The sequence below is a fragment of the Streptomyces sp. NPDC037100 genome (genome assembly GCF_055606225.1).
The window spans coordinates 252,549-264,048 of record NZ_JBVJSX010000006.1; the positions used below are offsets into that span (position 1 = coordinate 252,549).

The 11,500-nt window shown below is 70.0% G+C and carries 8 protein-coding genes; 5 read left to right on the top strand and 3 right to left on the bottom strand.

The features are described from left to right. Positions 1–89: 89 nt before the first annotated feature. From ACZ7EG_RS21420 to ACZ7EG_RS21435, 4 genes are all read left to right on the top strand, one after another. Positions 90–881 (top strand): ATP-binding cassette domain-containing protein, encoded by a 792-nt coding sequence (locus ACZ7EG_RS21420; RefSeq protein ID WP_185010908.1) that lies wholly within the window; start codon positions 90–92, stop codon positions 879–881. Next, positions 878–2,170, top strand: coding sequence for a sugar ABC transporter permease (locus ACZ7EG_RS21425; protein ID WP_471081019.1), 1,293 nt, complete (start codon positions 878–880; stop codon positions 2,168–2,170). The genes ACZ7EG_RS21420 and ACZ7EG_RS21425 overlap by 4 nt, the downstream gene beginning before the upstream one ends. A gap of 182 nt (positions 2,171–2,352) precedes the next feature. Continuing rightward, positions 2,353–4,275 (top strand): 1-deoxy-D-xylulose-5-phosphate synthase, encoded by a 1,923-nt coding sequence (gene dxs, locus ACZ7EG_RS21430; protein ID WP_471081022.1) that lies wholly within the window; start codon positions 2,353–2,355, stop codon positions 4,273–4,275. A 156-nt stretch (positions 4,276–4,431) separates the two neighbouring features. After that, positions 4,432–5,946: an amino acid permease gene (locus ACZ7EG_RS21435; RefSeq protein WP_471081025.1), complete on the top strand. Its 1,515-nt coding sequence runs from the start codon at positions 4,432–4,434 to the stop codon at positions 5,944–5,946. Between the two features lie 397 nt (positions 5,947–6,343). Here the strand turns inward: ACZ7EG_RS21435 and ACZ7EG_RS21440 are convergent, their stop codons facing one another. After that, positions 6,344–6,715 (bottom strand): PIN domain-containing protein, encoded by a 372-nt coding sequence (locus ACZ7EG_RS21440; RefSeq protein ID WP_471081028.1) that lies wholly within the window; start codon positions 6,713–6,715, stop codon positions 6,344–6,346. 80 nt (positions 6,716–6,795) lie between these two features. Here ACZ7EG_RS21440 and ACZ7EG_RS21445 point away from each other — a divergent pair, with 80 nt between their 5' ends. Next, the gene (locus tag ACZ7EG_RS21445) at positions 6,796–7,815 is read left to right on the top strand and encodes a PLL family lectin (protein WP_471081031.1); all 1,020 of its coding nucleotides are present in this window, start codon (positions 6,796–6,798) and stop codon (positions 7,813–7,815) included. Positions 7,816–8,063: 248 nt separating this feature from the next. On the opposite strand, the gene ACZ7EG_RS21450 is transcribed toward ACZ7EG_RS21445, so the two are convergent. Together ACZ7EG_RS21450 and ACZ7EG_RS21455 are read right to left on the bottom strand one after the other, a co-directional pair. Beyond that, the gene (locus ACZ7EG_RS21450) at positions 8,064–10,193 is read right to left on the bottom strand and encodes a 3-hydroxyacyl-CoA dehydrogenase NAD-binding domain-containing protein (RefSeq protein ID WP_471081034.1); all 2,130 of its coding nucleotides are present in this window, start codon (positions 10,191–10,193) and stop codon (positions 8,064–8,066) included. Further along, complete coding sequence (locus ACZ7EG_RS21455) at positions 10,190–11,407, bottom strand: thiolase family protein (protein WP_381427908.1); 1,218 nt, start codon at positions 11,405–11,407, stop codon at positions 10,190–10,192. Before ACZ7EG_RS21455 ends, ACZ7EG_RS21450 begins: the two co-directional genes overlap by 4 nt. Positions 11,408–11,500 lie beyond the last annotated feature (93 nt).

Genomic DNA, 11,500 nt, shown 5'->3' on the forward strand with positions numbered 1-11,500 from the left:
CATCAGCCCCGCAAGCTATGCGGGGCGCCGGACGGATCACCCCTCCCACACTTCTGCACAACCTCCCGCCGGGTCAGGCGGCGAAGGAGATGGTTCACGTGTCCGCTACGCCCGTGCTGGCGTTGCGCGGGGTCTCCAAGCGGTTCGGTGCCGTTCAGGCGCTCACCGACGTAGAGCTTGAGGTCCACGCCGGTGAAGTGGTCGCCCTGGTGGGCGACAACGGCGCCGGAAAGTCCACGCTGGTCAAGACGATCGCCGGCGTGCACCCCATCGATGAGGGCGTCATCGAATGGGACGGCAGGTCCGTCCAGATCAACAAGCCGCACGACGCCCAGAACCTGGGCATCGCGACCGTCTACCAGGACCTCGCGCTCTGCGACAACATCGACGTCGTCGGCAACCTCTACCTGGGCCGGGAGCTCCGCAAGCGCGGCATCCTGGACGAGGTGGAGATGGAGCGCCGCTCCCGCGAGCTGCTCGACACGCTGTCGATCCGCATCCCCAGCGTGCGCATCCCGATCGCCTCGCTCTCCGGTGGTCAGCGCCAGACCGTGGCCATCGCCCGTTCCATGCTCGGCGAGCCCAAACTGGTCATCCTCGACGAGCCCACCGCCGCCCTCGGCGTCGAGCAGACCGCGCAGGTCCTCGACCTGGTCGAGCGGCTGCGCGAGCGCGGCCACGCCGTGATCCTCATCAGCCACAACATGGCCGACGTGAAGGCCGTCGCGGACAAGGTCGCCGTGCTGCGCCTCGGGCGCAACAACGGCGTCTTCGAGGTCAAGTCGACCTCGCAGGAAGAGATCATCTCCGCCATCACCGGCGCCACCGACAACGCCGTGACCCGCCGTGCGGCGCGCACGAACGGGGAGGGTTCCAAGTGAGCATCGACAAGACCTCCGCGGCTCCGGACGAGCACGTCGTGGAGAACCCCGAGGCGGCCAAGGCCGCCGTCACGGTCGTCGACCCCCGGCTGCTGGTGCGCGAGCAGGGCCTCAAGGGCTACGTCAGCGAGTTCAAGCGGAAGATGAAGTCCGGCGACCTGGGCTCCATCCCGGTCGTCATCGGCCTGGCCGTCATCTGGCTCATCTTCACGAGCCTGAACTCCAACTTCCTCACCGCGGGCAACCTGTCCGACATGTCCGTCGCCATGGTCGGCACGGGCATGATCGCCGTCGGCATCGTGTTCGTGCTGCTGCTCGGCGAGATCGACCTGTCGGTCGGCTCGGTGTCCGGTGTGGCGGGTGCTTCGTTCGCGGTGCTGAACGTCACCAACGGCATGAACGAGTGGCTCGCCTTCGTGCTGGCCATCCTCACCGGCACGGTCGCCGGTGTGCTGCACGGCTTCTTCTTCGCGAAGATCGGCGTCCCCGCCTTCGCCGTCACCCTGGCCGGTCTGCTCTTCTGGAACGGCCTCATGCTCCAGATCCTGGGCGACAACGGCACCATCAACCTCGACCCGGACGGGGTCGTGGCCCAGCTGACCAGCTACTACTTCTCCGACGTGGCCGCCGCGTACAGCCTGGCCGCGGTGGTGACCGCCGGGTTCTTCCTCAGCTCCTTCCTCGGCAACCGGCGCCGCGAGGCCGCGGGTGTGCCGTCCCGGCCGCTGAGCGAGACCATCGTGCGGACCGCACTGCTGGCGGTGCTCGCCTTCGCCGTCGCCATCGTCTTCAACCAGTACAAGGGCCTGCCGCTCGCCGTGGTGATCTTCATCGTGGTGCTGCTGGTCACGGACTTCGCGCTGCGCCGCACGGCGTACGGCCGGAAGGTGTTCGCACTCGGCGGCAGCGTCGAGGCGTCGCGCCGCGCCGGCATCAACGTGGAGATGGTCCGGATCTCGGTGTTCGCGATCTCCGGTACCTTCGCCGCGGTGGGCGGCCTGTTCATCGCGTCCAAGATCGCGGCGGCCAACCAGGGCGCCGGCGGCGGTGACCTGCTGATGAACGCGATCGCCGCGGCGGTCATCGGCGGTACGTCGCTCTTCGGTGGCCGCGGCCGCACGTGGAACGCGCTGCTCGGTGTCCTGGTGATCGTATCGATCCAGTACGGCCTCGCCCTGGAGGGCATCGCCTCCCCGGTGCAGTACATGATCACCGGTGGTGTGCTGTTGGCCACGGTCGTGATCGACGCCGTCACCCGCAGGACACAGAAGACCGCAGGGCGCGCGTAACGCCGAGGAACACCCTCTGTGCCCGGTACCCCCCAGGTACCGGGCACAGCTGTGTCGTAGAGGTGGCGCACCATGGGTAGAGCCGAACGCGTGACGTACGACGCACAGCCTCGGCGCCGCCCGCACGGGCGGAACATTAGACTCGACAAGCCCGGCAACAGCTCTACTGCAAGGAGGCACGGGTGCCGCTGCTGACCCGTATCAGGGGACCGCGCGATCTGGACCGGCTCAACCTGGAGGAGCTGAACCAGCTGGCGGAGGAGATCCGGAGCTTCCTTGTCGAAGCGGTCTCCAAGACCGGCGGTCACCTCGGCCCCAACCTCGGCGTGGTGGAGCTCACCATCGCCCTGCACCGGGTCTTCGACTCGCCCAGGGACAAGGTGCTCTGGGACACCGGCCACCAGTCCTACGTCCACAAGCTGCTCACCGGCCGTCAGGACTTCTCGAAGCTGAAGATGAAGGGCGGCCTGTCCGGCTATCCCTCGCAGGCCGAGTCCGAGCACGACGTCATCGAGAACTCGCACGCCTCGACCGTCCTCGGCTGGGCCGACGGCATCGCCAAGGCCAACCAGATCATGGAGCGCGACGACCACGTCGTGGCCGTGATCGGTGACGGCGCCCTGACCGGCGGCATGGCCTGGGAGGCGCTGAACAACATCGCCGACGCCAAGGACCGCCCGCTCGTCATCGTCGTCAACGACAACGAGCGCTCCTACGCGCCGACCATCGGCGGCCTCGCCAACCACCTGGCGACCCTGCGCACCACCGACGGCTACGAGCGCTTCCTCGCCCGCACCAAGGAGGTCCTGGAGCGCACGCCCGTCGTCGGACGGCCGCTCTACGACACCCTGCACGGCGCCAAGAAGGGGCTGAAGGACTTCATCGCCCCGCAGGGCATGTTCGAAGACCTCGGCCTGAAGTACGTCGGCCCGATCGACGGGCACGACCTGGAGGCCCTGGAGTCGGCGCTCGCCAAGGCCAAGCGGTTCGGCGGGCCGGTCATCGTGCACTGCCTCACCGAGAAGGGCCGCGGCTACCAGCCGGCCCTCCAGGACGAAGCGGACCGCTTCCACGCCGTCGGCAAGATCCACCCCGACACGGGCCTGCCGATCGCCAGCTCCGGCGCCGACTGGACGTCCGTCTTCGGCGAGGAGATGGTCAAGCTCGGTGAGGAGCGCGAGGACATCGTCGCCATCACGGCCGCGATGCTCCAGCCGGTCGGCCTGGACAAGTTCGCCAAGCGCTTCCCCAAGCGGGTCTACGACGTCGGCATCGCCGAGCAGCACGGCGCCGTCTCCGCGGCCGGCCTGGCCACGGGCGGCGTGCACCCGGTGTTCGCCGTCTACGCCACCTTCCTCAACCGTGCCTTCGACCAGGTGCTGATGGACGTGGCCCTGCACAAGTGCGGCGTCACCTTCGTGCTCGACCGGGCCGGGGTCACCGGCACCGACGGTGCCTCCCACAACGGCATGTGGGACATGTCGATCCTTCAGGTCGTGCCCGGACTGCGGCTGGCCGCGCCGCGTGACGCCGACCAGGTGCGCGCCCAGCTGCGCGAGGCCGTCGCCGTCGACGACGCGCCGACCGTGGTCCGCTTCTCCAAGGGCGCCGTCGGCCCCGCCGTGCCCGCCGTGCGGCGCGTCGGCGGCATGGACGTCCTGCGCGAGCCCGGCACCGACCGGCCGGATGTGCTCCTGGTCTCCGTCGGAGCCCTCGCGCCGATGTGCCTGGAGATCGCCGGCCTGCTCGACAGGCAGGGCATCTCGACGACCGTCGTCGACCCGCGCTGGGTCAAGCCCGTCGACGAGGCCATGGCCCCGCTCGCCGAGCAGCACCGCGTGGTCGTCACCGTCGAGGACAACAGCCGGGTCGGTGGCGTCGGCTCGACGATCGCCCAGGCGCTGCGCGACGCGGGCGTGGACGTGCCGCTGCGGGACTTCGGCATCCCGCCGCGCTTCCTCGACCACGCCTCGCGGGCCGAGGTCCTCGCCGAGATCGGGCTCACCGCGCCCGACATCGCCCGGCAGGTGACCGGGCTGGTCGCCAAGCTGGACGGGCGTTTCGAGCGCAGCGCGGCGGACGCCGTGGACGCCGCGCGCGACTGACGCGGCCGGGACGGCCGAACGGGTTCGAGATGGGCCGGTTTCCCCACCATGAGGGTGGTGGAACCGGCCCGTTGGCGTGAATTCGCCCGTGCCGGGGCATACGGATGGTGCCACCTCTCGATCATGTCGAGGACGACGAGCGTGGGAGGTAACCCCGTGAGCAGTACCCTCTTCCGGACGAAGAAGGTCGAGCAGTCCATCCTCGACACCGAGGAGCCAGAACACGCGCTCAAGAAGTCCTTGTCCGCGCTGGATCTGACCGTCTTCGGCGTCGGTGTGATCATCGGTACCGGCATCTTCGTTCTCACCGGCACAGTCGCCAAGAACAACGCCGGGCCGGCCACGGCTCTGGCGTTCGTGGCCGCGGGCGTCGCCTGCGCCCTGGCCGCCCTCTGTTACGCCGAGTTCGCGTCCACGGTCCCGGTCGCCGGGTCCGCCTACACGTTCTCGTACGCCTCCCTCGGTGAACTGCCCGCGTGGATCATCGGCTGGGACCTGGTTCTGGAGTTCGCACTCGGTACGGCGGTGGTGGCCGTCGGCTGGTCCGGCTACATCCAGTCGCTCATGGACAACGCGGGCTGGAACATGCCGGCGGCCCTCGGCAGCCGCGAGGGTGCCGACGCCTTCGGCTTCGACATCCTCGCCGCCGCGCTCGTCCTCGTCCTCACCGCCATCCTGGTGGTCGGCATGAAGCTGTCCGCGCGAATCACGTCGATCGTCGTCGCCATCAAGGTGACGGTCGTCCTCGTCGTGATCATCGCGGGCGCGTTCCTCATCAAGGGCGACAACTACGACCCGTTCATCCCCAAGGAGCAGCCCGTGGAGGCCGGGGCGAGTCTCGACTCCCCTCTGATCCAGCTCATGTTCGGCTGGGCACCCTCCAACTTCGGCGTGATGGGCATCTTCACCGCCGCCTCGGTCGTGTTCTTCGCCTTCATCGGCTTCGACGTCGTGGCCACGGCCGCCGAGGAGACCAAGAACCCGCAGCGCGACATGCCGCGCGGCATCCTCGGCTCCCTCGTCATCTGCACGACGCTGTACGTCCTTGTGTCGATCGTCGTCACCGGCATGCAGCACTACAGCGAGCTGTCCGTCGACGCCCCGCTCGCCGATGCCTTCAAGGCCACCGGGCATCCGTGGTACGCGGGCTTCATCAGCTTCGGCGCCGCGGTCGGCCTGACGACGGTGTGCATGATCCTGCTGCTCGGCCAGACGCGTGTGTTCTTCGCGATGAGCCGCGACGGCCTGCTGCCGCGGTTCTTCTCGCGCGTCCACCCGCGGTTCAAGACCCCGCACCGGCCGACGATCCTGCTCGGCGTGATCATCGCCGTCCTCGCCGGCTTCACCCCGCTGACGGAGCTCGCCGCCCTGGTGAACATCGGCACGCTGTTCGCCTTCGTGGTGGTCGCCATCGGCGTGATCATCCTCCGCAAGTCCCGCCCCGACCTGCCCCGGGCCTTCCGCACCCCGTGGGTGCCGGTCATCCCGATCCTGTCGGTCTGCGCGTCCCTGTGGCTGATGATCAACCTGCCCGCCGAGACGTGGGTCCGCTTCGCCATCTGGATGGCCGCCGGCTTCCTCGTCTACTTCCTGTACGGCCGCACCCACAGCCGCCTTGCCCGCTCCGAAGCGGGGGAGGAACAGCCGAGCGCGGGGGGTGGCACGCCGTAAGCGGCTGCGGCTGCGGCTTCGGGGCCGTGTGCCGGCGGCGGCCTGTGGCTGCCCCGGTGGGAGTGCGCGTGGCGCCTGTTCGCCGGGGCGGGCCGGGGCCGCGCCGGGAGCGTCCTTCCTCGGAACGGCGCGATGGGGTGTCATACCGACTGACGGTTCGTCGACGCGCCAACCGCTGCCGGCGGCCCCCCGACACGGCCCCTTGCGTACGACGGCGGCTGCCGGTGCGTAGGGGCCCGCCGCCCTGGCTGCGGGCCATCGTGCCACCCCAGGGGCGGCACGGGTGGGCGGTCGGGGTCCCGGTCCCCCCTGCTCGGGCGAAGCGCCGAGAGCCTGGGGGAGGCGCCTCGTCGCGCCGAGTCGCGCGTCGCCCCAGCCCCGACGCCCGGCACCGCTCCTACGGGCGAACAGACCGCGGCCCCGCCACCTCCGCCCCCAGCTCCCCGACGCGCCTGCGTAGCTCCCGGTCCGCCGTGACGACAAGGACGGGACGGTCACCGGCCGACTCGACCACCTCCACGATGTGATCGTCCCCACTGCCGGGCGCCGACGACACCCGCACTCCGGGCACGGACTCCACCCCCCGCGCAGCCCCCTCCACCACCAGGACGATCTCCACCGGGCCGGACACGGCAGGAACCCCTTCCGAGGCCAACCGGTCCCGCAGCCGTTCCGCCGCACCCCGGCGGTCCCGCCACCACCCGTCCGGCACCGATCCGACGACGTTCGCGGCGTCGACCACGACGAGGAGGGGCGAAGGCTCGTTCATGGGGCCAGGGTCGCACGGCGGATGTGCCCGGGCGGGGGTGGGCCGCGCGCCGAGCCCTCGGGCCCGCATAAAGTGAACTGGTGAACGGCGACTGGCTCATCCGCGGCCGCGACGGCCGCCTCACCGTGTATCTGCCCTCCGGCGACGCCGTCCTGTGCCGGGCGGAACGCGGCCCCGGAGGCCCCTGGGAGAACGACCCGCGAACCGTCGGCGGTGCCCAGAAACTGCACCCGGAGGCGGCGGTCGGACAGGGCGCCGACGGCTACGCCCATCTGGCGGCCTGGCGGCCCACCACCCCGGGGGAGTCCGGGCTCGTGCACTCCACGCACTTCCGCCCCCGCCTCGCGCCCCTGGACTGGACTCCCATCGGCCACCCGGACAAGAAGGGCGACCGTACGGGGCCGCCCGCCGTGACCGTGGACGGGGCGGGGCGCGGCTATGTCTTCGTGCGAAACGGGAGCGGCGGAGTCAGCCTGCGCAACCAGAAGGTGAAGGGCGGCTGGGGAGGCTGGCTGGACCTGGAAGGGCATGACGTCGAGGGGGAGTTGGCCGCCGTCACGGGCGAGTCGGGGCTGGTCGAGCTGTACGCTGCCGTACCCGGCGGGATCCTGCGCTGGCGGCAGGAGTCGGACGGCAAGAAGCCGGTGCGGACCGAGGGCGTCGACGCTCCCGTACGTCCGGGCACCCTGCGCGCGCTCGCCACGTCCGCCGAGCACACCACTCTCTTCTTCACCGACGCCTCCGGCGATCTGTGCGCCTGGCGCCCCGGTGAGAAGCCGGTGACCCTGCTGGCCGCCGCCGGCCCGGGGCCCGTCTCCGCCGTCCGGTGTGTCATCGAGGGATACGACTGCACCGTGCTCGCCCAGCGGTCGGCGAGCGGCCGGGTCGCCTTCGCCGCGTACCCGACCGAGCAGGAGTCGGCCGGTGCCTGGTGGACCGAGTCCGGCCCTGGGCTGCCCGCCGACGCCGTCGTGTCGGTGGCGCTCGATGAGCACGAGGAGGTCGTCGCGGCCTCCCTGTCGCCCTCGACGGGGACCGTGCTGCTCACCCGTCGCAAGGACGAGCCGGGGCTGGCGCTGGAGGCCTGGCGGGAGATCTGACCGCTTGCAAGAAGTGGAACCAGCCCCTTGCTCTCGACGCTCTTGTCGCGCCGGACACCTGAAGCGTGTCAAGCGTCGTGGCGTGAACAAGGCGCACGGGAGAACACGCTCGAAAAGAGGCCGTCCGGCTCCTCGCCCCGGACGAGGACGTGCCGCTTGCAGGCGGTGATGCGGTGACGGCAATGCGGAGAAGGGGGGCGGGTGCACGGATTGTTGCCGTACGCCCCACCCCCCTCAGGGGTTACGCGTTACGCCGGGACGCTCGCGACGCCCTGCGCCAGGAACCTCTTGCCGTTCACGCGCTCGGAGACACCCTCGCGGTCCAGGTACGGCGTGATGCCGCCCAGGTGGAAGGGCCAGCCGGCGCCCGTGATGAGGCACAGGTCGATGTCCTGCGCCTCGGCGACGACGCCCTCGTCGAGCATGATGCCGATCTCCTGCGCCACCGCGTCGAGCACACGGTCGCGGACCTGCTCCTCCGTCAGGACGGTGTCGCCCTGCTTCAGCAGCGCGGCGACCTCGGGGTCGAGCTCCGGCTTGCCGGAGTCGTAGACGTAGAAGCCGCGCTTGCCCGCCTCGACGACCGCCTTGAGGTTCGGGGAGACCGTGAAGCGGTCCGGGAACGCCCGGTTGAGCGTCTCGGAGACGTGCAGGCCGATCGCCGGGCCGACCAGCTCCAGCAGGACCAGCGGCGACATCGGCAGACCGAGCGGCTCGACGCCCTTCTCGGCGACCTCGACGGGGGTGCCCTCGTCGATGATGTTCTGGATCTCGCCCATGAAGCGGGTCAGGATGCGGTTCACGACGAACGCCGGGGCGTCCTTGGTGAGGACCGCGGTCTTCTTCAGCTTCTTGGCGACGGCGAAGGCCGTGGCCAGGGAGGCGTCGTCGGTCTTCTCGCCGCGGACGATCTCCAGCAGCGGGAGCACCGCGACCGGGTTGAAGAAGTGGAAGCCCACGACCCGCTCGGGGTTCTTGAGCTTCGACGCCATCTCGGAGACCGACAGCGAGGAGGTGTTCGTCGCGAAGATGGCGTGCGCCGGGGCGACCGCCTCGACCTCCGCGAACACCTGCTGCTTGACGCCGATCTCCTCGAACACGGCCTCGATGATGAAGTCCGCGTCCGCGAAGCCCTCGGCCTTGTCCAGCACACCGGACACCAGCGCCTTGAGGCGGTTGGCCTTGTCCTGGTTGATACGGCCCTTGCCGAGCAGCTTGTCGATCTCGGCGTGGACGTAGCCCACACCCTTGTCGACGCGCTCCTGGTCGATGTCGGTCAGCACGACCGGCACCTCCAGGCGGCGCAGGAACAGCAGCGCGAGCTGGCTGGCCATCAGACCGGCGCCGACGACACCGACCTTGGTGACCGGGCGGGCCAGGTTCTTGTCCGGGGCGCCGGCCGGGCGCTTGCCGCGCTTCTGCACCAGGTTGAAGGCGTAGATGCCGGAGCGCAGTTCGCCGCCCATGATGAGGTCGGCGAGGGCCTTGTCCTCGGCGTCGTAGCCCTGCTGCAGGTCGCCGTTCTTGGCGGCGGCGATGATGTCCAGGGCGCGGTAGGCGGCCGGGGCCGCGCCGTGCACCTTGGAGTCCGCGATGAAGCGGCCCTTGGCGACGGCCTGGTCCCAGGCCTCGCCGCGGTCGATGACCGGGCGCTCGATCTCCAGCTCGCCCTTGAGGACGGCCGCGGTCCAGATCAGCGACTGCTCCAGGAAGTCCGCGCCCTCGAAGATCGCGTCGGCGATCCCGAGCTCGAAGACCTGCTTGCCCTTGAGCTGCTTGTTCTGGTTGAGGCTGTTCTCGATGATCACCGAGACGGCCTTCTCGGGGCCGATCAGGTTCGGCAGCAGGGCGCAGCCGCCCCAGCCCGGGACCAGACCGAGGAAGACCTCGGGCAGCGAGAACGCCGGCAGGGCCGCGGAGACGGTGCGGTAGGTGCAGTGCAGACCGACCTCGACACCGCCGCCCATCGCGGCACCGTTGTAGTACGCGAAGGTCGGCACGGCCAGCTTGGACAGCCGCTTGAAGACCTCGTGGCCGCCCTTGCCGATGGCGAGGGCGTGCTCGTACTCCTTGAGGATCTCCACGCCCTTGAGGTCGGCGCCGACCGCGAAGATGAACGGCTTGCCGGTGAGGCCGACGCCGACGATCTCGCCGTCCGCCGCCTCCTTCTCGACCTGGTCGATGGCGGCGTTCAGGTTCGCCAGCGAGGCCGGGCCGAAGGTGGTCGGCTTGGTGTGGTCGTGGCCGTTGTCCAGGGTGATCAGGGCGAAGCGCCCGGCACCGAGGGGGAGGTCGAAGTGGCGTACGTGCGCACTCGTGACGACCTCGTCCGGGAACAGCTCGGAAGCCTGCTTGAGAAGCTCGGCGGTGGTGCTCACTTGTCCCCCTCGAAGTGCGGGTTCTCCCAGATGACCGTCGCGCCCATGCCGAAGCCGACGCACATGGTGGTCAGGCCGTAGCGGACGTGCGGCTGCTCCTCGAACTGGCGGGCCAGCTGCGTCATCAGACGGACGCCGGAGGAGGCCAGCGGGTGGCCGAACGCGATGGCGCCGCCGTACTGGTTGACGCGCTCGTCGTCGTCGGCGATGCCGTAGTGGTCCAGGAAGGCCAGGACCTGGACGGCGAAGGCCTCGTTGATCTCGAACAGGCCGATGTCGGAGATCGACAGACCCGCCTGGGCCAGCGCCTTCTCCGTCGCCGGGATCGGGCCGTAGCCCATGACCTCCGGCTCCACGCCCGCGAAGGAGTAGGAGACCAGGCGCATCTTCACGGGGAGGTCGTGCTCGCGCGCGAAGTCCTCGGAGGCGATGAGCGAGGCGGTGGCGCCGTCGTTCAGACCGGCCGCGTTACCGGCGGTGACCCGGCCGTGCACACGGAAGGGGGTCTTCAGACCCGACAGGTTCTCCAGGGTCGTGCCCGGGCGCATCGGCTCGTCGGCGGTGACCAGGCCCCAGCCCGTCTCACCGGCCTCGGGGGAGGTGCGGCGGACCGAGACCGGCACCAGGTCGGCCTGGATCTTGCCGTTGGCGTACGCCTTGGCGGCCTTCTCCTGGGAGCGCACGGCGTACTCGTCGGCGCGCAGCTTGGTGATCTGCGGGTAGCGGTCGTGGAGGTTCTCCGCGGTCATGCCCATGAAGAGGGCCGACTCGTCGACCAGCTTCTCCGAGACGAACCGCGGGTTCGGGTCGACGCCCTCGCCCATGGGGTGGCGGCCCATGTGCTCGACACCGCCCGCGATGGCGATGTCGTAGGCGCCGAAGGCGACGGAACCGGCGACCGAGGTGACGGCCGTCAGGGCGCCGGCGCACATGCGGTCGATGGAGTAGCCCGGCACGGACTGCGGGAGACCCGCGAGGATCCCGGCGGTGCGTCCGATGGTCAGGCCCTGGTCACCGATCTGCGTGGTCGCGGCGATGGCGACCTCGTCGATCTTCTTCGGGTCGAGTCCGGGGTTGCGGCGCAGCAGCTCCCGGATCGCCTTCACGACGAGGTCGTCGGCACGGGTCTCGTGGTAGATGCCCTTCGGGCCCGCCTTGCCGAACGGGGTGCGGACGCCGTCGACGAAGACGACGTCCCTGACGGTACGAGGCACGATGGCTCTCCTCCAGGGTCAGGATCTGCATTGCTGCTGCGATGCGCTGAGCGCGCGCTCAGGCCCATGCTACTTATGAGTAACGTGACTGCA